21 protein-coding genes, 1 tRNA gene, 2 rRNA genes, 1 riboswitch and 1 other annotated feature (1 of these 26 only partly in view) are annotated in these 23,191 nt (G+C 30.6%); of the genes, 17 read left to right on the top strand and 7 right to left on the bottom strand.

Annotated features, from left to right (window positions below):
• The 3 genes from ACWW38_RS16130 to ACWW38_RS16140 all read left to right on the top strand — a co-directional run.
• A 23S ribosomal RNA gene (locus ACWW38_RS16130) occupies window positions 1–532 on the top strand; it begins 2,371 nt to the left of the window's first position.
• 111 nt (window positions 533–643) lie between these two features.
• Window positions 644–760: ribosomal RNA gene (gene rrf, locus ACWW38_RS16135) — 5S ribosomal RNA — on the top strand.
• 6 nt (window positions 761–766) lie between these two features.
• Window positions 767–841, top strand: a tRNA-Asn gene (locus ACWW38_RS16140).
• A 92-nt stretch (window positions 842–933) separates the two neighbouring features.
• Here the strand turns inward: ACWW38_RS16140 and lgt are convergent.
• Window positions 934–1,704, bottom strand: coding sequence for a prolipoprotein diacylglyceryl transferase (gene lgt, locus ACWW38_RS16145; RefSeq protein WP_456258545.1), 771 nt, complete (start codon window positions 1,702–1,704; stop codon window positions 934–936).
• 5 nt (window positions 1,705–1,709) lie between these two features.
• The gene (locus ACWW38_RS16150; RefSeq protein ID WP_456258546.1) at window positions 1,710–2,573 is read right to left on the bottom strand and encodes a ComEC/Rec2 family competence protein; all 864 of its coding nucleotides are present in this window, start codon (window positions 2,571–2,573) and stop codon (window positions 1,710–1,712) included.
• Window positions 2,574–2,738: 165 nt separating this feature from the next.
• Between ACWW38_RS16150 and ACWW38_RS16155 the strand changes: the two genes are divergently transcribed.
• Complete coding sequence (locus ACWW38_RS16155) at window positions 2,739–3,446, top strand: lysophospholipid acyltransferase family protein (RefSeq protein WP_456258547.1); 708 nt, start codon at window positions 2,739–2,741, stop codon at window positions 3,444–3,446.
• Between the two features lie 131 nt (window positions 3,447–3,577).
• Here the strand turns inward: ACWW38_RS16155 and ACWW38_RS16160 are convergent, their stop codons facing one another.
• On the bottom strand, window positions 3,578–5,029 hold the full coding sequence (locus tag ACWW38_RS16160) for an NADP-dependent glyceraldehyde-3-phosphate dehydrogenase (RefSeq protein WP_456258548.1): 1,452 nt from the start codon (window positions 5,027–5,029) through the stop codon (window positions 3,578–3,580).
• A 314-nt stretch (window positions 5,030–5,343) separates the two neighbouring features.
• On the opposite strand from ACWW38_RS16160, the gene ACWW38_RS16165 reads away from it, so the two are divergent.
• From ACWW38_RS16165 to ACWW38_RS16210, 10 genes are all read left to right on the top strand, one after another.
• Window positions 5,344–7,263 (top strand): aconitate hydratase, encoded by a 1,920-nt coding sequence (locus ACWW38_RS16165; RefSeq protein WP_456258549.1) that lies wholly within the window; start codon window positions 5,344–5,346, stop codon window positions 7,261–7,263.
• A gap of 40 nt (window positions 7,264–7,303) precedes the next feature.
• Window positions 7,304–8,302 (top strand): isocitrate dehydrogenase (NAD(+)), encoded by a 999-nt coding sequence (locus ACWW38_RS16170; protein WP_456258550.1) that lies wholly within the window; start codon window positions 7,304–7,306, stop codon window positions 8,300–8,302.
• 139 nt (window positions 8,303–8,441) lie between these two features.
• Window positions 8,442–9,170 carry an AzlC family ABC transporter permease gene (locus tag ACWW38_RS16175; RefSeq protein WP_456258551.1) on the top strand — a complete coding sequence of 243 codons (729 nt, stop codon included), beginning with the start codon at window positions 8,442–8,444 and terminating at the stop codon, window positions 9,168–9,170.
• Window positions 9,163–9,465, top strand: coding sequence for an AzlD domain-containing protein (locus ACWW38_RS16180; protein WP_456258552.1), 303 nt, complete (start codon window positions 9,163–9,165; stop codon window positions 9,463–9,465). Before ACWW38_RS16175 ends, ACWW38_RS16180 begins: the two co-directional genes overlap by 8 nt.
• 285 nt (window positions 9,466–9,750) lie before the next feature.
• Window positions 9,751–10,584 (top strand): amino acid ABC transporter substrate-binding protein, encoded by an 834-nt coding sequence (locus ACWW38_RS16185; RefSeq protein WP_456258553.1) that lies wholly within the window; start codon window positions 9,751–9,753, stop codon window positions 10,582–10,584.
• Between the two features lie 81 nt (window positions 10,585–10,665).
• Entirely contained in the window at window positions 10,666–11,313 is a 648-nt protein-coding gene (locus ACWW38_RS16190) for an amino acid ABC transporter permease (protein WP_456258554.1), read from the top strand.
• A gap of 14 nt (window positions 11,314–11,327) precedes the next feature.
• Window positions 11,328–12,059: an amino acid ABC transporter ATP-binding protein gene (locus tag ACWW38_RS16195; protein WP_456258555.1), complete on the top strand. Its 732-nt coding sequence runs from the start codon at window positions 11,328–11,330 to the stop codon at window positions 12,057–12,059.
• A gap of 90 nt (window positions 12,060–12,149) precedes the next feature.
• The gene (locus tag ACWW38_RS16200; protein ID WP_456258556.1) at window positions 12,150–13,349 is read left to right on the top strand and encodes an argininosuccinate synthase; all 1,200 of its coding nucleotides are present in this window, start codon (window positions 12,150–12,152) and stop codon (window positions 13,347–13,349) included.
• Between the two features lie 99 nt (window positions 13,350–13,448).
• On the top strand, window positions 13,449–14,762 hold the full coding sequence (gene argH / locus ACWW38_RS16205) for an argininosuccinate lyase (RefSeq protein ID WP_456258557.1): 1,314 nt from the start codon (window positions 13,449–13,451) through the stop codon (window positions 14,760–14,762).
• 121 nt (window positions 14,763–14,883) lie between these two features.
• Window positions 14,884–15,059: riboswitch (Lysine riboswitch) on the top strand.
• 132 nt (window positions 15,060–15,191) lie between these two features.
• On the top strand, window positions 15,192–16,934 hold the full coding sequence (locus tag ACWW38_RS16210; protein ID WP_456258558.1) for a Na+/H+ antiporter NhaC family protein: 1,743 nt from the start codon (window positions 15,192–15,194) through the stop codon (window positions 16,932–16,934).
• A 193-nt stretch (window positions 16,935–17,127) separates the two neighbouring features.
• On the opposite strand, the gene ACWW38_RS16215 is transcribed toward ACWW38_RS16210, so the two are convergent.
• The 3 genes from ACWW38_RS16215 to ACWW38_RS16225 form a co-directional block, all read right to left on the bottom strand.
• Window positions 17,128–17,661, bottom strand: coding sequence for a tryptophan transporter (locus ACWW38_RS16215; protein ID WP_456258559.1), 534 nt, complete (start codon window positions 17,659–17,661; stop codon window positions 17,128–17,130).
• 152 nt (window positions 17,662–17,813) lie between these two features.
• Window positions 17,814–18,074, bottom strand: a binding site (T-box leader).
• A 102-nt stretch (window positions 18,075–18,176) separates the two neighbouring features.
• Window positions 18,177–18,386, bottom strand: a complete 210-nt coding sequence (locus tag ACWW38_RS16220) for a DUF378 domain-containing protein (RefSeq protein WP_456258560.1) — start codon at window positions 18,384–18,386, stop codon at window positions 18,177–18,179.
• Window positions 18,387–18,553: 167 nt separating this feature from the next.
• The gene (locus tag ACWW38_RS16225) at window positions 18,554–19,018 is read right to left on the bottom strand and encodes an Lrp/AsnC ligand binding domain-containing protein (RefSeq protein ID WP_456258561.1); all 465 of its coding nucleotides are present in this window, start codon (window positions 19,016–19,018) and stop codon (window positions 18,554–18,556) included.
• Window positions 19,019–19,378: 360 nt separating this feature from the next.
• Between ACWW38_RS16225 and ACWW38_RS16230 the strand changes: the two genes are divergently transcribed.
• Window positions 19,379–19,756 carry a hypothetical protein gene (locus tag ACWW38_RS16230; protein ID WP_456258562.1) on the top strand — a complete coding sequence of 126 codons (378 nt, stop codon included), beginning with the start codon at window positions 19,379–19,381 and terminating at the stop codon, window positions 19,754–19,756.
• Window positions 19,757–19,813: 57 nt separating this feature from the next.
• Window positions 19,814–20,581 carry a histidinol phosphate phosphatase gene (locus ACWW38_RS16235; RefSeq protein ID WP_456258563.1) on the top strand — a complete coding sequence of 256 codons (768 nt, stop codon included), beginning with the start codon at window positions 19,814–19,816 and terminating at the stop codon, window positions 20,579–20,581.
• 79 nt (window positions 20,582–20,660) lie between these two features.
• Here the strand turns inward: ACWW38_RS16235 and ACWW38_RS16240 are convergent, their stop codons facing one another.
• Window positions 20,661–21,929 carry a CehA/McbA family metallohydrolase gene (locus tag ACWW38_RS16240; RefSeq protein ID WP_456258564.1) on the bottom strand — a complete coding sequence of 423 codons (1,269 nt, stop codon included), beginning with the start codon at window positions 21,927–21,929 and terminating at the stop codon, window positions 20,661–20,663.
• Between the two features lie 157 nt (window positions 21,930–22,086).
• Here ACWW38_RS16240 and ACWW38_RS16245 point away from each other — a divergent pair, with 157 nt between their 5' ends.
• A complete protein-coding gene (locus ACWW38_RS16245; protein WP_456258565.1) occupies window positions 22,087–23,145 on the top strand; it encodes an HD-GYP domain-containing protein in 1,059 nt (352 codons plus the stop codon).
• Window positions 23,146–23,191 lie beyond the last annotated feature (46 nt).

A 23,191-nucleotide genomic window follows, 5' to 3' on the forward strand; every position in this document is an offset into this window, starting at 1 on the left:
CAGGGACGAAAGTCGGGCTTAGTGATCCGGTGGTTCTGTATGGAAGGGCCATCGCTCAACGGATAAAAGCTACCTCGGGGATAACAGGCTGATCTCCCCCAAGAGTCCACATCGACGGGGAGGTTTGGCACCTCGATGTCGGCTCGTCGCATCCTGGGGCTGTAGTCGGTCCCAAGGGTTGGGCTGTTCGCCCATTAAAGCGGCACGCGAGCTGGGTTCAGAACGTCGTGAGACAGTTCGGTCCCTATCCGCCGTGGGCGTAGGAAATTTGAGAGGAGCTGTCCTTAGTACGAGAGGACCGGGATGGACTGACCTCTGGTGCACCAGTTGTTCCGCCAGGAGCACAGCTGGGTAGCTATGTCGGGAAGGGATAAACGCTGAAAGCATCTAAGCGTGAAGCCCACCTCAAGATTAGATTTCCCATAGCGTAAGCTAGTAAGATCCCTGGAAGACTACCAGGTTGATAGGTCAGAGGTGTAAGTGCAGCAATGCATTAAGCTGACTGATACTAATAGATCGAGGGCTTGATCAAATATTAATTCACTGTGCAATTTTGAGAGAACAATCTCTCTAAGGAAACTCCTCAGCGTAGCTGATGAGTACTGATTTGTTACCAAAATCGAAGATTTTGACAAATCATGCATCTGGTTATTATGGCTTGAAGGTAACACCCGTACCCATTCCGAACACGAAGGTTAAGCTTCAAAGCGCCGATGGTACTGCACTGGAGACGGTGTGGAAGAGTAGGTCGTAGCCAGGTAAATGTTCCGCGATAGCTCAACGGTGGAGCACTCGGCTGTTAACCGATAGGTTGAAGGTTCGAATCCTTTTCGCGGAGCCATTTTTATTTTTTGATAAAATAATGTAAATAACTATAAAGAGCACTAATCTCTATCAAAGAGTAATTAGTGCTCTTAGTTTTATTTTTACAATTTATTGATTGTTATTCTTATATTTATTAGCGCTCATTAAGAATATAGTGGATGCTATTATAAATATTATACTAATTACTTGAGCCATTCTTAATGGTCCTAACATTAAACTGTCAGTTCTTAAACCTTCAATTGCAAACCTACCTATAGAATATAGAATCAAATATAAATAGAAAATTGAACCTTTTGCTAAGTGTTTCTTATTGCTTAAAAATATAAGTAATATAAAAATTAGTAGATTCCAAATTGATTCATATAAAAATGTAGGATGATGATAGGCGCCTTCTATGTACATTCCATTTTGAATAAACTTTGGAAAATGAGATATAAATTCTTTAGATACTTCTCCGCCGTAAGCTTCCTGATTAAAAAAGTTTCCCCAACGACCAATAGCTTGAGCTATTATGAAAGATGGAGCAATGGTATCCAGTAGATCTAGAAAATTCACATTTTTTACTCTTGACATAATATAACCGCTTAGCAAAGCTCCTAAAATTCCACCGTGAATTGCAAGACCTCCTCCACGAATATTTAATATTTGAGAGGGATTTGCGCTATAATAAGACCATTCAAATATTACATAATATAACCTAGCACATAATACAGAAATAGGAAGTGCAACTATAAATATATCGGTTAATTTATCAAAATCCACATTGTGAATTTTGCTTTGTTTATAGCCTACAAAATAGGCTACCATAATGCCCATACTTATTAAAATTCCATACCAACGAATTGGTAGACCAAACAGTTCAAATGCTACTGGATTCATCAATATCACGTCCTTTTTACTATTCTATTTCCATCACTTTCTAATACAACTGTTTTATGTATGTCAGTTCTAAATGTAATTATACCTTTTTCTTTTAATTTAAGCAAAGTTTCTTTATGGGGATGGCCATAATCGTTCCCTTTTCCACAGCTGATAATAGCCACTTTAGGGTTAACTTCATCCAAATATTTTTGTGACGTGGAGGATTTGCTTCCATGATGTCCTATCTTTATAACATCAGCACTAATATTATAGCCTTTATTTAATGTTTCTTCCTCTCTTATAGACTCTGCATCTCCTGAAAAGATAAAACTAGTGTTACCGTAAACAATTTTTATTATGGCGGAATAGTTATTTAGGTTAGTATAATTAGAGTAAGTGGGTATTATGTAGCAGTGTATTTTTTCTTCTAAATTTAAAGTGATTTCAGATGTAATAGGTGATATTTTCAATCCTTTTTTATTTAGATTTAAAGCCATATTTTTAAATGTATCAGTGGTGGTTGTAATCTTAGGAGAGTAGAATTTATCTATAGAAAAATTTTTAATTATATGACTCATATTTCCTATGTGATCATCATGAGGATGAGTGGCAATTACATAATTAAGTTTACTTATTTTTTGTTTCTTTAAATAGGAGGAAGCTTTTTTATTTCCTGAACCAGAATCAATCAAAATATTTTCATTATTAAACTGGATTAAAATTGCATCTCCTTGGTCTACATCTATATAGTGAATTAAAAGTTTATCTTTTGATGGAAATACTACAGAAGCTTTCATAGAATAATTATATATGACATATACACATAATATTAATATTATTGTGAAAAAAACCAAGATAGCCTTTGAACGTTTTTTATTGATTTTCATGTACTCACCTCAAAAATTCATAAAATAATATAATTATTATATAATAATACCAATTCTATAGAAAAATAAACCTATACAAGGAGAAAAATAAACTATTTATTGAATTGATGTCTTTACATAGCTATAATAGAAGTTGCTTAAACAATCTAAGAAAGGAATGGGAACATGAGATCAATAGGTATATATACATACATTATTTTTAATTTAATACGTACACTAGGACTAGACAGTAAGTATAAAAAAATGAAGAGGCAAGGAGAAGAAGAAAAGGCAGAAAAATTTTTACATAGCACAGTTTTTTATTGGGCAAAGCAAGTACTTAAAAAGGCCGGAGTAAAAGTTAAAGCTAGAGGAGTAGAAAATGTGCCGGATGGAGCTTGTTGTTTTGTAGCAAATCATCAAGGTAATTTTGATATTTTAGCAATATTAGCTGCTATAGATAAACCTATGGGATTTATTGCTAAAAAAGAAATGGCGAAAATACCTTTAATTTCAAGATGGATGAGGAATATAAGATGTGTGTTTATTGATAGAAAAAATGTTAGAGAATCTTTAAAAGCTATAAATGAAGGAGCAAATAATTTAAAAAATGGATATTCTATGGTTATTTTTCCAGAAGGGACAAGAAGTAAAAGCCATAATATAGGAGAATTTAAAAAAGGTAGCTTAAAGATGGCTACTAAGGCTAAAGTTCCTATAGTGCCAATTACAATTGATGGAAGCTACAAAATTTTCGAAGAACACAACGGATGGCTTAGAAAAGGAGAAATTAAATTAACCATTGAAAAGCCGATATATTTGGAAAAGCTTTCTCAAGAAGAACAAAAAAATTTATCAGAAATAGTTAAAGCAGAAATAGTTAAAAATCTGTAAAACAAGGCTACAAATTAGAATTGAGGATACTAGAGTAAAAATACAATCGCTAATCTCTAGTCTCTAGTCCCTAAAATAATGTTTAAGTTCTAAATGTTAGGTGATTAGTGATTAGTGACTAGCGAGTATTGTCAGTTTTCTATATTTAAAACTATGGCTTTAGGACGGCTCATTGCCTCTATACTATACCTAACGCCTTGAGTTCCAAGCCCAGAAGATTTAACTCCAAGAAATGGAAAGTTATCAGGACCTCTTTCTGTCTTATTATTGATTTGAACAGTACCTACTTCCAATTTATTAGCTATATAAAAGGCTTTATTTATATCACGAGTAAAAATAGATGATTGAAGTCCGTATTGAGATGAATTTGCTATTACAATAGCTTCATCAATATTTTTTACTCTAATTATTGGAAGCACGGGCCCGAATGGTTCTTCCCAAGCCAATCTCATATCTGTAGTAACTTTATCAAAAAGAACTGGATAAATTAAATTACCCTTCCTTTTACTTGGTGTAAGCATAGTGGCACCTTTCACTATAGCATCTTTAATTAAACCTTCCACGTAATCTGCAGCTTCATTATTTATTAGAGGAGTAATATCTACTTCATCTTCTGGATTTCCAACTTTGAGTTTTTCTACTCTTTCTTTAAGTTCTAGTACAAGTTCATCTGCTATTGTCTCTTCTACTAAAACTCTTTTCACAGCAGTACATCTTTGACCAGAATAACTATACGCTCCAGATACTATATTGTCAGCTGTTTTTTCTAAATCTGCATCTTTTAAGACTAATGCAGCATCTTTGCCTCCTAGCTCCATCAGCATAGGAACCATACCAGCCACTACAGCTATGTGTTTTCCTATATCAGAGCTTCCTGTAAAGTTTATAAAATTTATATCTTTGTGAGTTACTAGATAATCTCCTATTATAGAACCTTTTCCTGTAACAGTATTTAAAACCCCTTTAGGAATGCCTGCTTCATTAAATATTTCTGCAAGGTACAATGTGGATATAGCACCTTGGGTTGGAGGTTTTAGGACAACGCTATTTCCTGCAATTAAGGCAGGGGCAATTTTAGATGCGGAAAGATTTATAGGATAATTAAAAGGTGATATAGCCAATACAACACCTATAGGAACTCTAGTGACAAATGAAATTTTATTCTTATTAAATCCAGGAAAGTTTTCGGAACTAACTGTTTCACCATGTAAATGCTTACCCTCTTCAGCAACAAATCTAATAAAATCTACTGTTCTTTGAATTTCTGATATTGAGGACTTTTTATCTTTAGCAATTTCCTTTTGAAGTATAGAAACTAAAAAATCAACTTTATTGGAGAGAATATCTGCTGCTCTATGCAGAATTTCAGAACGTTTATTTATAGGTGTTTCTCCCCAAGATAATTGGCTTAGATGTGAATTCTGTATAGAAGCATCTACTTCCCTTTCATTCATAGATTGAATTTTGCCAACTAATGTACCATCTACTGGTGAAAAAATTTCAATTGGCATATTTGAAGACTCTACCCACTGGCCATTGTATAAATTTTTGTAAATATTATTTTCATGAATATTTTCAAACAAAAAAATCACCCCTTTAATTATTAATATTATTATGTACTAAAAGAGGTGACCTTATAGGAATCTATAAATATTTTATAAAAAACCAGTTAATGAGCATTAGTTAATTTTTGAAAAATGAATTATTTAATGACGAATATTGCAAGCATCTTTACTGAGATTGTATAAATATGATATAATGTTGAATAAACGCAGTTTTAGTATTATGAAAACTTATATTTATGATTGATAAACTTGAGTAAAATTCATAATATAAATATGTAGTTATTAAAAATTTTAAATAGTATAAAATTCTCATTAAAAAGGGGTTGAATAGAATGGGGTACAATATTGTTGAAAAGATTTTAAAAGACCACTTAGTAGTTGGAAAGATGGAAAAAGGTAACGAAATAGGTATTAGGATAGATCAAACTTTAACTCAAGATTCTACAGGTACCATGGCTTATTTGCAATTTGAGGCTCTTGGTGTTGATAAGGTAAAGACAAAACGTTCAGTTGCATATATAGATCATAATATGCTTCAGACAGGTCCTGAAAATGCAGATGATCATGCATATATACAAACTGTAACGAAAAAGCATGGAATCTATTTTTCTAAGCCGGGAAATGGTATTTGTCATCAGGTACATTTGGAAAGATTTGGAGTCCCAGGACAAACTCTTGTAGGCTCAGATAGCCATACTCCAACAGCAGGTGGAATCGGAATGATTGGGATTGGAGCTGGTGGACTTGATGTAGCAGTGGCAATGGGTGGCGGAGAATACTATATAAAGACTCCTAAGGTTGTAAAAGTAGAATTGAAAGGAAAGCTAAATTCTTGGGTTTCAGCAAAGGACATTATTTTAGAAATTTTAAGACGCCTTACAGTAAAGGGGGGAGTTGATAAGATTTTTGAATATGGTGGAGAGGGTGTAAAAACCCTATCAGTTCCAGAAAGAGCTACAATAACAAATATGGGTGCTGAGCTTGGAGCTACTACTTCAATTTTCCCTAGCGATGAGGTAACTTTAGAGTTTTTAAAGGCTCAAGGAAGAGAAGAAGATTATGTTAAAATAATGCCAGATGAGGATGCCACTTATGATGAAATAATCCAAATTAACTTAAGTGAATTAGAACCATTGGTAGCATGTCCTCATAGTCCTGATAATGTAGTTAAAGTTACTGAGCTCAAAGGGGTAAAAGTTAATCAGATTACCATAGGAAGTTGTACAAACTCTTCATATGTAGATATGATGAAAGTTGCTGAAATATTAGATGGAAAGACTATTCATGAGGATGTATCACTAGTAATTGGACCAGGATCAAAGCAAGTTCTAAACATGCTTGCTTCAAATGGTGCTTTAGCAGCTATGATATCTGCAGGCGCTAGAATAATAGAATCAGGCTGTGGACCATGTATAGGAATGGGTCAAGCACCTGCCAACGGAGCTGTATCTCTTAGAACTATAAATAGAAATTTTGAAGGAAGATGTGGAACAGCAACAGCAGGAGTTTATCTTGTAAGTCCAGAGATAGCAGCAGTTTCAGCGCTAACTGGTTACATTACAGATCCAAGAGAATCTGGCAAAGCTCCAGAAATAGAAATGCCAGAAGAATTTTTAATAAATGATAATTTAATTGTAAAACCATCAGACAATCCAGAGGAAGTTGAAATTGTAAGAGGACCTAATATAAAGCCTTTTCCAAAGGCTAAAGCACTTAAAGATAATATAGAAGGTAAGGTGCTTATAAAAGTAGGAGACAACATAACTACAGATCATATAATGCCATCAAATGCAAAATTATTACCATTTAGATCTAATATTCCTTATTTATCTGATTATTGTTTAGCACCATGTAATGAAGATTTCCCCAAAAGAGCTAAGGAAAATGGCGGAGGATTTATATTAGGTGGAGCTAACTATGGACAGGGATCAAGTAGAGAGCATGCAGCTTTAGTACCTCTTTATTTAGGAATAAAAGCTGTGCTTGCTAAATCTTTTGCTAGAATACACATGGCCAATTTGATAAACAATGGAATAATGCCTTTAGTATTCAATAATATTAATGATTATGATAATATAGATGAGTTTGATGAGCTTATTATGCAAAATGTTCTTCAAGGGATAGAAAGTGGAAAAATTATAGTTAAAAATAAAACTAAGAATAAGGAATACGAGATGAATTTACAGCTTTCTGAAAGACAAAAAGAGATGATATTAAAAGGTGGGCTTATAAACACTATTAAAGATAAATAATATAAAGCATTAGAATTGATCAGCAATTGGAGGTAACGTAATGAAATATGATGTGACTTTAATTCCGGGAGACGGAATTGGACCAGAGGTTATGATAGCAGCTAAGACTATAATTGATGCAAGTGGAGTACAAATTAATTGGGAAATGGTAGAAGCTGGTGAAAAGGTTATTGAAGAATATGGCACACCTCTTCCAAACTATGTAATAGAAAGTATTAAGAAAAATAAAGTAGCTATAAAGGGACCAGTTACTACTCCAATAGGGAAAGGCTTTAGGAGTGTAAATGTAGGACTTAGACAAGCACTTGATCTTTATGCTAATGTAAGACCCGTAAAAACTTATGAGGGTATAGCTTCAAGATATGAAAATGTAGATATTGTAATAGTTAGAGAAAATACAGAGGATTTATATGCAGGTATTGAACACAGTATAGGAGATGTGGCTGCTGAGAGTATCAAGATAATTACAAAAAAAGCTAGTGATAGAATAGCTGAATTTGCTTTTGACCTAGCAGAAAAACAAGGAAGAAAGAAAGTAACAGCAGTTCATAAGGCTAATATAATGAAATTATCAGATGGACTTTTCCTAAGATGCTCAAAAGAAGTGGCAGAGAAGCACAAAACTATTGAATTTTCAGATATGATAGTAGATGCTATGAGTATGAGATTAGTTCAATCTCCAGAAAATTATGATGTACTTGTTATGCCTAATTTATATGGAGATATTTTATCAGATATGGCGGCAGGATTAGTAGGAGGACTTGGTGTGGTTCCAGGTGCAAATATTGGGGACGGAATTGCTGTATTTGAAGCAGTTCATGGTTCAGCACCAGATATTGCTGGGAAGAATATAGCTAACCCTACAGCAGCTATACTAAGTGGAGTTATGATGTTAAGATATTTAGGAGAGTATGAAGCAGCAGAAAAAATAGATAATGCTGTAGCAAAGGTACTAAAAGAAGGAAAAGTAAAAACTTCTGACTTAGGTGGAAATGCAAAAACAATGGAGTTTGCAGAAGAAATAATTAGAAATCTATAACCTGTAAGTTTTAACATTAATATTTATAAAAGATGTGTAGATAGATTTGTCTATACATCTTTTATGTTATTAATTACATATTTATTAATTATAATTTCAAAATATGAACCAGTATACATAATTAAGAGGGGGATAATGGATGGAGTTAAACTTAGATTCAGATTATAAAACAGAGTTTAAGCAAGGTATGAAAGCAGGTATTCCGATATTTATGGGATATTTTCCAATTTCTATTACTTTTGGACTAATTGCAAAGGCTTCAGGTGTACATGGATTTCTAGCAGTATTAATGGCAGTGACAAATTTTACAGGAGCTACACAATTTATTGGAGTAAATATGTTTGCTCAGGGAATTGCTCTTAGCAATATTGTTTTGACCACTTTTATGATCAATGCAAGATACCTTTTAATGTCATTTTGTGTTGCTAATAAATTGAAAAATTCAGCCAGTACTAAAATAAAAGCTGCATTAAGTTTTGGAATTACAGATGAAGTTTTTGTTGTATCAATGACTAAAGAGGATTTAAAACCTAGTTTTATATTTGGAGCACAACTTGTTTCCTATTCAGGTTGGGTTTTGGGAACCATAGTAGGAGTTCTTTTGGCTAATATATTACCTGAGGGAGTTTCAAGCAGTATAGGTATTGCAATATATATAATGTTTTTAGGCTTACTTCTTCCAGCAGCAAAAGAATCTATTAAAATAGCAATTGTATCTGTTGTTGCCATGATAATTAGTTCTATCATATATTGGATTCCAATATTAAATAAAACTATTGGAAGTTGGAGAATAGTTATTACTATTATTTTAGCTTCTTTAATTGGAGCTGCACTTTTACCTAGTGAAGAAGGTGAAAAAAATGAATAGATTTCTTATTATGCTAATAGTAACAGGATTAGTAACTTATTTGACTAGAGCTATACCTATGATTTTTTATAGAGGAAAGGAACCAGGAAAATTTATAAAATCCTTTTTGGAATATATACCTTATGCTGCACTAGGAGGTCTTTTGTTCCCAGAAGTATTGTATTCTACAGGAAATTTAATAACAGCATTAGCTGGAGGAGTCTTTGCTAGTGTTTTGATATTAAAAAAGCAGAATATGATTGTTTCGGTATTAGGAACTATAGTGTTAGTATATTTTTTAAATTTATATTTTTAGCATCTGATTTAAGAGGTCTTTGAGAGTGTTCGCTCAAAGACCTTTTTTCTTTAATGGTTCTGTTTTAAATGAATGTTGATTTTTACATTCATTTAAAATTTTCCATATATTGATTTTTGTTCTTGATGAATAAAAATTCAAAAAAACAGAATAAATATTAGAAAAGGTATTGCATAAATATAATATATTATGTATAATTATTATATTAAAAGTTGGTTGTATATGGTAATTTATATCATAGATCCAACTAATACAGGGGATTAACAAATAGAGAGGTGTATAAATATGAAAAAAATAGGTGTTATTTTATTAGTTTTTATTATGGGACTTACATTATTAGTTGGTTGTGGAAAGGAGTCAGCTGCTAGTAATTCAAAAGGTACTGCAGGTACTGAAACTAAATCTGATAATTCTTTGGAGACAGTAAAGCAGGCAGGAAAATTAGTGGTTGGATTAGATGATGCTTACCCTCCAATGGAATTCAGAGATGAAAAAAACAATTTAGTTGGATTTGACATTGACTTAGCTAATGAAATTGGAAAAAAGCTTGGAGTTAAGGTAGAATTCATGACAACAGAATGGAATGGAATCTTATTAGCTCTTCAATCAAAGAAATTTGATATGATAATTTCAGGCTTAAGTATTACAGAAGAAAGAAAAAAATCAATAGCATTTTCAGAACCATATGTTATGGGTGGTCAAGTTATAGCAGTTAAAGCTGGAAATGATTCTATAAAAACACTTGCTGATTTAAAAGGTAAAAAAGTTGGTTGTCAAATGGGATCTACTGGACAGAAGGCCGCAGAAACTAACTTAAAAGATATTAAAGAGCTTAGAAAATATGGAAAGATAACAGAGGCTTTTAGTGAATTATCAATAGGAAGAGTAGATGCAGTTATTATGGATGCCCAAGTTGGTGGATATTATATAGCAAAGAAACCAGGTGAATTTGTAGTTTTAAAAGAAATGGTAAGTGAAGAACCTATGGGAGTAGGCTTCAAAAAAGAAGATAAGCAATTACAAAATGCCATTCAAAAGGCTATAGATGAATTAAAAGCAGATGGAACATTATCTAAGTTATCAGTTAAGTGGTTTGGATTTGATGCATATAAAAAATAGTAATAAAGATACCTCTGTATATTTGTGAATACAGAGGTATAGAAACTTAAAGGCTTATAGGATGGACTATGGGGGGATAATATGGATATAGCAATTTTAAAAAATATGCTTCCAATATTGCTTAAAGGAAGTATTATAACTATAGAACTTACAGTTATATCAGTAATTTTAGGAAGTGTTATAGGAATAATTGTAGCTACTTTGAAATTATCTAAAAGCAAAATAGTTGTTTCAATTGTATCTTTTTATACTTGGTTGTTTAGAGGAACTCCAATGCTTTTACAGCTTTTCTTTTTCTATTATGCACTACCATTTGTGGGACTAGAGTTAACTCCTATGAGTGCAGCTATAATTGGATTAAGCTTAAATTCAGGAGCATATATGGCAGAGATTATAAGAGGAGGAATACTTTCTATAGATAAAGGGCAGTTTGAAGCTTGCAAGGCATTAGGATTTACTTACTTTCAAACTATGAAAAAGGTAATATTACCTCAAACTTTTAGAGTAATAATTCCTTCTATAGGAAATGAGTTTATAACAATGCTCAAAGATACTTCACTTGTTTCCGCAATTGCAATGGAAGAACTTATGAGAAACGCACAATTACAAATTTCCTCTACAGCAAGACCTATAGAAGCTTTTTTTATAGCAGGATGCTTGTATTTACTTATGACAACAGTATTTACAACTATATTCTCTTTAACTGAAAGAAAGCTTTCAGTATATTAAGGATGGTGGTTAAGGTGAATATGATAGAAGCTAAAAATTTAACTAAAAAATTTGGAGATTTAACAGTTTTTGAAAATTTAAATGTTAAGGTAAAAAAAGGAGAAGTTTTAGTTATAATAGGCCCTTCTGGTTCAGGTAAGAGTACGTTTTTAAGATGTTTAAATACACTTGAGCTACCTAATGAAGGAGAAATTATTATAGAAGGTGAAAAGCTAAATATAAAAGATAAAAAGGATACAAGATTAAAAATAGAAAAAATGGGTATGGTTTTTCAAAACTTTAATCTTTTTCCACATATGACTGTAGAGCAGAATGTAATAGAAGCTCCAATTACAGTAAAGAAAGAAAAAAAAGAAGATGTTCTAAAAAAAGCAAATGAATTAATAAATAAGGTAGGATTAGGTGATAAAAAAGATTATTATCCATCTAAGCTTTCAGGAGGCCAAAAGCAGAGGGTTGCTATTGCTAGAGCTCTTGCTATGGACCCAGATATAATGCTTTTTGATGAGCCTACTTCAGCACTGGACCCTGAACTTGTAGGGGAAGTTTTAAATGTAATGAAAGATCTTGCAAAAGAGGGAATGACTATGGTGGTTGTTACTCACGAGATGGGATTTGCAAGGGAAGTTGGAGATAGAGTTATATTTATGGATGGAGGAAAAATAGTAGAAGAAGGTACTCCAGAGGATATTTTCAGCAATCCTAAGGAAGAAAGAACAAAAGCATTTTTAGATAAAATACTTTAATATTAATTAACAAAAATAGTTATTAAAATTTTGCAATTGCAAATCATATAAATTATTAACAACTGGGTAATGAAGAAAGGGGATTTAACAATGAAAGAAAAAGTAGTATTAGCATATTCAGGTGGATTAGATACATCTATTATTATACACTGGCTTAAGGAAAACTATGATTTAGAAGTTATAGCATGTTGTGTAAATGTAGGTCAAGATGAAGACTTTGAGGAGATTAGGAAAAAAGCAATAAAATCTGGAGCATCAAAGATATATATAGAAGATGTAACAGAAGAATTTATCACTGATTTCCTATTTAAAGGTGTTAAAGCCAATGCTATATATGAAGGTAAGTACCTTTTAGGAACATCTTTTGCAAGACCATTGATTGCTAAAAAACTTGTTGAGACAGCTCATAAAGAAGGTGCAAAATATATATGCCATGGATGTACAGGAAAAGGTAATGACCAAGTACGTTTTGAAGTTGGGATAGCATCTATTGATCCTTCTATAAATATAATAGCTCCATGGAGAATGTGGGACATTAAATCAAGAGAAGATGCTATAGATTATGCTAATACTAATGGAATAGAGGTACCAGTAACTAAAGAAAAGATATATTCAAGAGATAGAAATATTTGGCATACAAGTCATGAGGGCGGAGATTTAGAAAATCTAAAAAATGAACATAAGGGAGATATGTATCTTATGACAGTACCTCCAGAAAAGGCAAAAGATGAAGCTACTTATGTGGAGATATATTTTGAAAAAGGTATAGCAAAAAAAATTAATGGAGAAGAATTAAGTCCTGTAGAAATGCTTAATAAGTTAAATAAAATAGGTGGAGAAAATGGAATTGGTGTTGTAGATTTATTGGAAAATAGACTTGTTGGAATGAAATCAAGAGGTGTATATGAGACTCCAGGAGGTACAATATTATATGCTGCTCACAAAGAGTTAGAATATTTAACTGTTGAAAAAGAGTCTTTCCACTTTAAAGAAATGGTATCTCAAAAGTATGGAGAATTAGTATATAATGGATTGTGGTATACTACTTTAAAAGAAGCTCTTGATGCTTTTGTAGATAAAACTCAAGAAAAAGTAACTGGAAGTGTAAAATTAAAATTGTATAAAGGTAATATAATGTTTGCAGGAATGGAATCTCCTTATGCATTATATGAAGAGACAATATCTTCTTTTGGTGCAAGCGACTTATATGATCATAGTGATGCAGAAGGATTTATTAATCTTTTCGGACTGCCATATAAAATTAATGCTATGCTTAATAAAAATAAATAACTAAAAACATAATCGCTAATCTCTAGTCTCTAATCACTAAAAAGAGATAGAGATTAGCGATTAGTGATTGAAGACTAAAAGAACGGAGTGATTTTACTTATGAAACTTTGGGGAGGAAGATTTAAAAATGAAGAAAGTAAGCTTATGGAGGACTTTAATAGTTCCCTAAGCTTTGATAAAAGATTATATAGAGAAGATATTATAGGAAGTATTGCCCATGTAAAAATGCTAGCAAAATGCAAGGTTTTAAAGGAAGATGAAAAAGATACAATAGTAAAGGGGTTAAAGTCAATATTAGAAGATATTGAAGCTAAAAAACTTCTTATTGAAGGTGATTACGAAGATATTCACAGCTTTGTTGAGGTCAATCTAATTAGCAGAGTAGGAGAGGTTGGAAAAAAGCTTCATACAGGAAGAAGTAGAAATGACCAGGTTGCCTTAGATATGAGAATGTACTCTAAAGCAAAAGCCTATGAAGTTATAGAAAATCTAGATCAATTACTTAACACAATAAATGAACTTGCAATAAAAAATAATGTAATGATGCCAGGCTACACACATCTACAAAGGGCACAAGTGGTTACATTTAAGCATCATATGATGGCATATTACAGTATGCTGAAAAGAGATAAAAATAGAATTGTGAGTGACATCAATATAATGGATGAGAGCCCTCTTGGATGTGGAGCGTTAGCTGGAACTACTTATAATATTGATAGAGACTTTACTGCAGCTGAGCTAGGTTTTAAAAAACCTGTAGATAACTTTATGGATGGAGTAAGTGATAGAGACTATTTAATAAGTCTTTTATCTTCATTCTCTATAATAATGATGCATTTAAGTAGGCTAAGTGAGGAACTTATATTATGGAGCAGTAAAGAGTTTGATTTTATATCTATAAGTGATGAATTTTCAACTGGAAGTAGTATCATGCCTCAAAAGAAAAATCCCGATGCCGCTGAATTAATAAGAGGCAAAACAGGAAGAGTTTATGGAGACTTAATGGGACTTTTGACTACTATGAAAGGTATTCCACTAGCTTATAATAAAGATATGCAGGAAGATAAAGAGAGATTTTTTGATGGATTAGACACTGTTTTAAAGTCTTTAAAAGTTATGAATGGTATGTTAGATGGACTAAAAATAAAAGAAGATAATATGTATAATAGTGTTAAAAGAGGATTCTTAAATGCCACCGAAGCAGCTGACTATCTAGTAAACAAGGGGATGGCCTTTAGAGATGCGCATGGAGTAATCGGTTCTATAGTTTTATACTGTGAAGAAAATGGTTCAAGTATTGAGGAATTAAAATTAGAAGAGTTAAAGAATTTTAGTCAGCTTTTTGAAGAAGATGTATATGAATTTATAGACTACAAAAATACCTTATGCAGAGGAATAAAGAAATATATATAGTTTAATCTTACTTAAATAGTGAATATTTAGGTTTAAAATTAATTAAATTGAATAATTATTAATTTATAGGTTGACTATATTATGATAGTGTTATAAAATAATAAAAAAGCGTATATCGAAGTTTGTTGGTAGAGGTGCGATATTTAAGAGTATTGTTACGGAGAGAAGTACGATGATGTAGCAGGAAAGGAAATACCGCCGAAGCGTATAACGGATACTTTAAAGTTATACAGCTGGTCTTGCATAAAATATGTGTAAGATTGTCACAAGTAATATTTGTGGAGAGCTATCATTCAACTTGTTGGGTACTATTATAATTCTGTAGTATTTAATGAGCCTTGGGTGAAAACTCAAGGCTTTTGTTATTGTCTAAAGATGTTCTTCCGCAGAAGCTCGGTATATGATAAAAAGAAAACAGGGGGAAAATCAATGAAAAGAAAAAAGATGTTTTTACTTACTTTATTAATTATGGTTTTAGCATTTGCTACCACGGCTTTAGGGGTTGATCAAGAAGTAGCAAAGGCAAATGCAAATAACTTTGGGATGTGGACATTAATGCCACCGCTAGTTGCTATAATATTAGCTTTTATAACTAAAAATGTTGTAATATCACTATTCTTAGGAATACTTTCAGGAACAGTTATATTGCAATTAAAAGGAGCAAATGTATTTTATGCATTATTCCTTGGATTTTTTGATATAGTTAATAGATTAGTAGGGTCATTAGCAGATCCGTGGAATGCTGGTATTATACTTCAATGTTTAACAATTGGTGGACTTATAGCTCTAATTTCTAAAATGGGTGGAGCTAAGGCGGTAGCAGAATCATTAGCTAAAAAAGCTAAAAGCCCAACTAGTGCTCAATTGATTACTTGGTTTTTAGGAATATTAGTATTCTTTGATGATTATGCAAACTCATTAATAGTAGGTCCTATGATGAGACCAGTTACTGATAAAATGAAAATATCAAGAGAAAAACTATCTTTTATAGTTGATGCTACTGCAGCGCCAATTGCAGGTATTGCAGTTATATCAACATGGATAGGACTTGAACTTAGTTTAATTAAAGATGGATATCAATCTGTAGGACAAAATGTAAGTGCTTATAATATATTCCTACAAACTATTCCATATAGATTTTATAATATATTAATTCTTATATTCATAGTGTTTACAGCAATATTTTTAAGAGAATTTGGTCCAATGCTTAAGGCAGAAAGACGTGCTAGAGCTACAGGAGAAGTTTTACGTAAAGGTTCAAAACCAATGGTTTCATCAGAAGCTACAGAACTTGAACCAAAAGAAGGTATAAAATTAAGAGTTGCTAATGCAGTAGTACCTATACTAATTTTAGTTTTAGGAGCTTTCATAGGATTCTATTACAATGGTTATAACTCAATAATGGGTGGAGAAAATAAAGAATTAATTCAATTACTTAAAGATTCACCAATGTCATTTACTGGTATAAGAGAAGCTTTTAGTGCATCTGATGCAAGTATAGTTTTATTCCAATCAGCTTTAGTTGCTAGTATAGTAGCTATGATAATGGGAGTAAGACAAAAATTATTCACAGTAAGTGAAGCAATTGATACTTGGATACAAGGAATGAAATCTCTAATTATTACAGGTGTTATATTACTACTTGCTTGGTCTTTAAGCTCAGTAGTTAAAGAATTAGGAACTGCCTTATTCTTAGTAGGTGCGTTAAAAGATACATTACCTGCATTTATACTGCCAGCTATAATATTCATATTAGCTTCAATTATTTCATTTGCAACAGGTACTTCTTATGGAACAATGGGAATATTAATGCCACTTACAATACCTCTTGCATTTGCAATAAATCCTACTAATGCTTATATGATTACTGCTATTAGTTCTGTACTAACAGGATCCATATTTGGTGATCACTGTTCACCAATTTCGGATACAACTATACTTTCTTCCATGGGATCAGCCTGTGACCACATGGATCATGTTAACACTCAACTATTTTACTCTATAGTAGTTGGAATTATAACTGTAGTTGCAGGATATATTCCAGTAGGTCTTGGAGCACCTATATATATAGTACTTCCACTAGATATAATTCTCATTGGATTAGTAGTTAGATTTATAGGTAAACCTGTAAATGTCATTGAAGCAGAAGGCCAACTTGAAAAAGCTCAATAATCGAAATTATTATAAAATAAAAAAACATGTAGGATAAAATATGTCCTACATGTTTTTTATATTATGTTCTATTTTAAATGAATGTTGATTTTTACATTCATTTAAAACTTTCCATTAGTAAGTTAAGGCTGTTTTAAGAGATTGTTGAGTTCATTATAATGAACTCAACAATCTCTTAAAATATAGCCTTATTTTAATATTGGTTTTTAAATACTTTAACCCTTGATTTAACTAAGGATAACTTAATCGTATTATATAATATAGGTGCTGCAATAGTGTTAGCTGCAGTAGCAGGAAGAACAACAGCAACAAACAATACAGATAATGACTTAGGTAGTCCAACTAAAATTGAAGCCGAATATAAAAATACAAGTCCACTTACCATTGTGCCTATAGCTGTGATAAAAATAATTTTAATCTGATTATTAAATCTGTTTCTTATAGGTATTAGCATTAAATAAATTATATGAGAAGTTACAATTTTGTCTATTAAATTAGCAGGCTGCCCACCGGGAAAAGTAGTGGTAAGAGCAGATAAAATTCCACATATAATTCCTGATACTAAAGTACTCTTATAATCATCGTTCAATAGTATTACTATAAACATCATGGCTAATGAAAAGTCTGGTTTCATGCCAAATAATAGAGGAGGAGCAATCTGATGTAAAATAAATCCTATAGCAAGTAATAGTGAGTTAATAATAACTTTTTTAAAATTTGATTCCATAAAAAATCTTCCTTTCTTAAATAAAAATTAATTAATAAATTATAGTTATTTTTATAAATTTGTTTAGTCCAGTCCGATAAATCTTCATTTCATGCCATATTAACTCACCTCCACTATAAAATTTCTAGATAAATAAAAAAACTTCACCCTAATCATAGGGCGAAGTATTATTCGCGTTGCCACCTAAATTATGCTAAAAGTATAATAAGATATATACTTAAAACATATCTCTTTCAGATACTAACATATCCTATCGCTCTAACGTGCGAAACACGGTAAATACTACTTTCTAAAATAGATTTCGGTTTACATCTAACAGGTCCATTCGTTATAGGCCATTGTATTGAGATTCCACCATCCTCAACTCTCTGAAACTAAACCAAATAACTACTATTCCTGATCAAAGATTTTAAATTAACTTTTCTTTTAGTATATTTTAATCTAATAAAGTAATGAAGTCAAGTGATAAATAAAAAAATCTCAAATATTTCATATATTTGAGATTTTTAATAATGTTATTTAACTTCGTCTCTGTCTCTATCTCTTCCAAAGAAGGATATTGCATACAATCCTGCTAAACCTACTAGTGCATATATAACTCTAGTGAAACTGGACATATTTCCAAATAAAGCTGCAACAAGATCAAATCTAAAGAATCCTATTAATCCCCAGTTTATTGCTCCTATAACTACTAATATAAGTGCAATCACATCTAATGTTCTCATAACAACTTGCATCTCCTTTTTAAAATTAATTTTACAGAGTTATTATTTGCATTCTTTTTAAAAAATATTATTAAAAAAACAAAAGCTTTAGTGAAAATATGAAAAAAAATAAAAAAGTTACACTACATGTTTAAAAATAGCATAACTTTTGTTTTATATGTAAATTATTATAATTGAACATTTCGCTCTATTGGTTGTGAAAGTGATATAAAAGTGTCAGTTCTTTGAATTTCAGGTATAACTTGAATTTTATTCATAAGCAAGCTTTGTAAATCAGTAATACTCTTACATATAACTTTTATAAATACAGAATATTCTCCAGTAGTATAATGAAGTTCAACTACTTCCTTGATTTTTTCAAGTTCACTTAACACTCTATTAAAAGAAGCTGCCTTATCTAAAAATATACCTATAAAACAGCATACATCATATCCAAGTTTAGTATTGTCTAAAATAAGTTTAGTACCTTTAATTATGCCCATGTCTTCCATCTTTTTCATTCTAACATGGATAGTACCTCCACTGACGTGGCATTTTCTAGCTATTTCTAAATAAGGAGTTCTAGAATCCTTAATCAATATTTCTAATATTTGAATATCTAAATCATCAAGTCCATTTATTTTTAAATCCATAGAAACCACCTCAAGAGATATAATATTTAACAACATTATAACAGAATTATTAATAAATTATCAAAAAAACCTTTTTCAAAAAAAAATAATATTAGTAAAATAATTTTTATACAACAATTTTATTTGATATATATCAAATTTATAGGTTTTATATTGATAAATTAATACTTTTCATAAAAAATGATTATAATATTTGTAAAAGTATTATCTTGGCATTTTTACATACAAAATATGGGGTTCAATTATTTAAAATTTTTTAGAGATAATTTGTTATAGAGTATATATATATTAAACTTGATAAATATACATATATAAATGTATAATGATATAGTAAATAAGAGACAAAAAGGAGGAAACATAATGACTTTTGTAAAGGTATTTTTACCGATGCTTTTAATGGTTGTTGTTATTTTGCTAATTTATAATGTACTAAAAGTTTATGTTTTAGAAAATATTAAAGTTAATAAATGGGTAATACTTATTATTTCTGCAGTAATATTTGCTGGCCCAAATTTGATTTGGCCTGGTAAAATTAAAGGTGTTGTGCAATACATACAAACAGGAGTATTTTTAATTTTCTTTTTATGGTTTATGGATTTGGTAGGTATGTCTGGAAGAAGAGCTGTAAAAAAGGAAGATACCAAAAATGCTACTATAAGAACTAAAGCTAAACCTAATAGGGTAAAAAATAATAACAATATGGAAGTTATTCCAAAAGGCAAAAAAAAGAAAAAATAATTTTAATTATAAGCAAAACATATAAATGTTTTGCTATTTTTTTAGGAGGGGAAAGTAATGTTTGACACACATATGCATACAGAATATTCTTCTGACTCTAAAATGAAGATAAATAAGGTTATTGATAAAAGTATTAAATATAATATGGGAGTTATAATAACAGAACATATGGATTTAAATTACAGAGATAAGAGTAAATTCAGATTTGATATAAATGATTACTTTGATAGTTATAATAAATATAGAAATAATAAGTTACTTCTTGGGATAGAAATAGGTATGTGTAATAAATATTTAGAGGAAAACAAATCTATATGTATAGAAAATCCTTTTGACTATGTATTGGGATCTCTACACGAAATGTATGATATAGATTTATATGAGGCGGAAGAGTTATATAAAAATAAAAATCAAACAGATTTTTATCAGGAGTATTTTCAGCAGATGGTAAGCTGTGTAGATACACATGATTTTATAAATAGTTTAGGACATATTGACTATATTGCAAGGTGTGCTCAATATGAGGATGGGGAAATTTACTATGAAGAATATGGGGAATATATAGATGAAGTGTTAAAGAAAATTATAGATAAAGGAATAACTATAGAACTAAATACAAGAAGACTAAGCGATAAAAAGGCTGTGGAAAATTTAATAAAAATATATAAAAGATTTTATGATTTAGGAGGAAGATACGTAACTATAGGTTCTGATGCTCATAAAGATGAAGACATAGGTAAAAATTTTAATATAGCGGAAAATATTATAAATGACTGTAACTTAAAAGCAGTATATTTTAAAAATAAAAAAATGGAGTTTATTTAATATTTTTGCATATAAGCAAAAACACCTTCTAGATTTCGAGTTTTAAGAAGGTGTTTTTATTATTCCAACTAATCTTATTTTAAGTAAAAATAGCTGAAGACACACCACAGCGTCCATCTTCATGAATTATTCTAACTACGTACCAACTATTCTTTTTAAAAGTCAATGAAAAGTCCCATTTAATTTTAGATTTTTTATGAGAAGTTTTCTCTTGTATAACTATGCCACCTCTTGATAATAATTGAACTTTTTTTATAGGTACCTTTTTATCTTCGGCATAAATTCTAAAGTTAAGCTTAGAATTATCATTAGAAGCAATTTTACTACCCATCCAGCAATCATTTATTGTAAAAATAAGTTTTAAGCTTTTAGTTTCCGTTGAATAAGTTCTTCTATTATTTAATGCTTCAAAAAAGTCTTTTGATTTTAGTGATTTAGAGATCACTACAGTTAAGTTATCGCTATCACCCCAATTAAGCTTATGATTATCTTGTCCATTTATAGCTCCTATATGCCAACCGTTGTCTAATAATTTATAATAATATTTTTCACCATTAAGGTATTTAGTAGGGAAGCATCCATTTCCAACCTCAATGAAGTTTATAAACTTGTCTAACCTAAGGCTATAATTAAAATTTTCTATATATTTATGAGGATGATTTATAAATACTATTGGATTACCTGATTGTTCCAACCAATTAGTAAACTTTGAAAAATTTTTAATTTTTTCACTATAGAGGTTATTTGTATTTATCACATTAAAGTCGCCATAATCACTAGAGGTTACCTCAAATCCACTAAGAGCTAAGAAGTCAGTATGATTTTTGCTAAATGACATAGAACTTCTTTTAATTAAATCCCATTTCTTAATATCGCTTGAGTTAAATGATATTCGCTTGTTAAGGTATCTAGAATGGTCTGTTATTATTAAAAAATCTAGTTTATTTTTATAGGCATAATTAAATGCATCAATAGGAATACCTTTTCCTGTTGATAGAGAAGTATGGGCATGTGGTATACCATAGTAAAAATTATATTTATCAAGAGGAGAGGATTTACAGTTAGATGAATTAATTTTAAAGGACCAGCTTATAGTTTTTTTAGAACCATCTAAAAATTTAATTATAAATTTTACTTTGTGTTTACCACGACTAAGACTTTTGTCAGGTATATAACTAATTATATTTAATGCAACTTTTGGAGTTATCTTTTTACTATCAAGATACATTTTTAGAGAAATTGCATCTTTTAAATAATCTTTATCTAATATTAATAATGATATATTAGGAAGTTTATTATTTATACATGTTCTATCTTGTGGTGTTATTATGAATTTATTAGTAACCATATTGAAATTCTCCTTATTAGTAAAATTTCTTATTTTTATTTTTAAAAATATATATTCTAATAATAGTGTATTTCATTAAATTTATATCTGTGTACCATTAAGAGAATATGTTATAATTTAGATAAAGTTACATAAGTTTCATTTTGGAGGGTTTTTTATGAGGTTGGAATTTATTAGAAACCTTAAAGGCAACGAAATTTTAGCTAAGGATATATTAAGTGGAAGTGGAGAGATATTACTTAAGTCAGGTTGTAAAATTAGTAATGGAATAATACCAAAGTTAAAGAAATACGGAATTTTTATGATATATGTTGAAGATGAAAGATTTCATGATATCCCTAAAGAACAGGATCTTACTGAATTGAAGAAGACTACTTTAGAAATAATGCCTAAATTGTTTAATGATCTATTAGATGGAGACAAACACATTTCTACTAAATCAATAGATATGATAGAAGAATTAATTGATGATATAATAGAACAAAATAGTATTAACACTAACTTATATGAAGTTAAGACCTATGATAACTATACATATATTCATTGTGTTGATACAAGTATTATGGCTATTTATCTTGGTGCATGTCTAAAGCTAAACCCTTCTCAAATAAAAGAATTAGGACTTTCAGCTATTCTTCATGATATTGGAAAAATAAAAATATCCAATGAATTAATTAATAAGAGAGATATGCTTACTAAGGAAGAATTTGAAGAGGTAAAAAAGCACACTTTATATGGAAAAGAAATCTTAGAAAAAAGTGGAGTATTTTCAAAAGAAGTTATAGATGGTGTAGTACAGCATCATGAAAGAGTAGATGGGAAAGGATATCCATATGGGCTTAAAGGGTATGAAATTTCAGATTATGCTAAAATAATAACTGTAAGCGATGTTTTTACAGCGGTAAGTGCCAATAGAAGCTACAGAAAAAAATTTGATCCTAAAGAGGCTTATGAACTTATACTAGGCGGAATGGGAAGTGTATTTGATGAAGTTGTAATTGATAGATTTAGAAAGAACTTTGCTATTTATCCATTAGGATGCTGTGTAAAACTTTCAAATGGAGTTGAAGGATATATTGTTAGACAAAATAAAAATTTCCCGGATAGGCCTGTAATAAGAGTTGTCTATGATAGTGTGACAATGAATCCTATACAATTTTACGAAGTTGATTTAATGGAAAAATTAACTTTAGCAATCCAATCTGTAGTAGATTAGTAAAGAGATAGTATGTAATATTAAATAGAGTGCAGATAAAACCTAT

The organism is Clostridium sp. JNZ J1-5 (assembly GCF_053901425.1).

Bases quoted from the DNA above. Each gene is read 5' to 3' on its own strand.
- lgt (WP_456258545.1), bottom strand. From the start codon at position 1,704: ATGAATCCAGTAGCATTTGAACTGTTTGGTCTACCAATTCGTTGGTAT.
- ACWW38_RS16150 (WP_456258546.1), bottom strand. From the start codon at position 2,573: ATGAAAATCAATAAAAAACGTTCAAAGGCTATCTTGGTTTTTTTCACA.
- ACWW38_RS16155 (WP_456258547.1), top strand. From the start codon at position 2,739: ATGAGATCAATAGGTATATATACATACATTATTTTTAATTTAATACGT.
- ACWW38_RS16165 (WP_456258549.1), top strand. From the start codon at position 5,344: ATGGGGTACAATATTGTTGAAAAGATTTTAAAAGACCACTTAGTAGTT.
- ACWW38_RS16170 (WP_456258550.1), top strand. From the start codon at position 7,304: ATGAAATATGATGTGACTTTAATTCCGGGAGACGGAATTGGACCAGAG.
- ACWW38_RS16175 (WP_456258551.1), top strand. From the start codon at position 8,442: ATGGAGTTAAACTTAGATTCAGATTATAAAACAGAGTTTAAGCAAGGT.
- ACWW38_RS16180 (WP_456258552.1), top strand. From the start codon at position 9,163: ATGAATAGATTTCTTATTATGCTAATAGTAACAGGATTAGTAACTTAT.
- ACWW38_RS16185 (WP_456258553.1), top strand. From the start codon at position 9,751: ATGAAAAAAATAGGTGTTATTTTATTAGTTTTTATTATGGGACTTACA.
- ACWW38_RS16190 (WP_456258554.1), top strand. From the start codon at position 10,666: ATGGATATAGCAATTTTAAAAAATATGCTTCCAATATTGCTTAAAGGA.
- ACWW38_RS16200 (WP_456258556.1), top strand. From the start codon at position 12,150: ATGAAAGAAAAAGTAGTATTAGCATATTCAGGTGGATTAGATACATCT.
- argH (WP_456258557.1), top strand. From the start codon at position 13,449: ATGAAACTTTGGGGAGGAAGATTTAAAAATGAAGAAAGTAAGCTTATG.
- ACWW38_RS16210 (WP_456258558.1), top strand. From the start codon at position 15,192: ATGAAAAGAAAAAAGATGTTTTTACTTACTTTATTAATTATGGTTTTA.
- ACWW38_RS16215 (WP_456258559.1), bottom strand. From the start codon at position 17,661: ATGGAATCAAATTTTAAAAAAGTTATTATTAACTCACTATTACTTGCT.
- ACWW38_RS16220 (WP_456258560.1), bottom strand. From the start codon at position 18,386: ATGAGAACATTAGATGTGATTGCACTTATATTAGTAGTTATAGGAGCA.
- ACWW38_RS16225 (WP_456258561.1), bottom strand. From the start codon at position 19,018: ATGGATTTAAAAATAAATGGACTTGATGATTTAGATATTCAAATATTA.
- ACWW38_RS16230 (WP_456258562.1), top strand. From the start codon at position 19,379: ATGACTTTTGTAAAGGTATTTTTACCGATGCTTTTAATGGTTGTTGTT.
- ACWW38_RS16235 (WP_456258563.1), top strand. From the start codon at position 19,814: ATGTTTGACACACATATGCATACAGAATATTCTTCTGACTCTAAAATG.
- ACWW38_RS16240 (WP_456258564.1), bottom strand. From the start codon at position 21,929: ATGGTTACTAATAAATTCATAATAACACCACAAGATAGAACATGTATA.
- ACWW38_RS16245 (WP_456258565.1), top strand. From the start codon at position 22,087: ATGAGGTTGGAATTTATTAGAAACCTTAAAGGCAACGAAATTTTAGCT.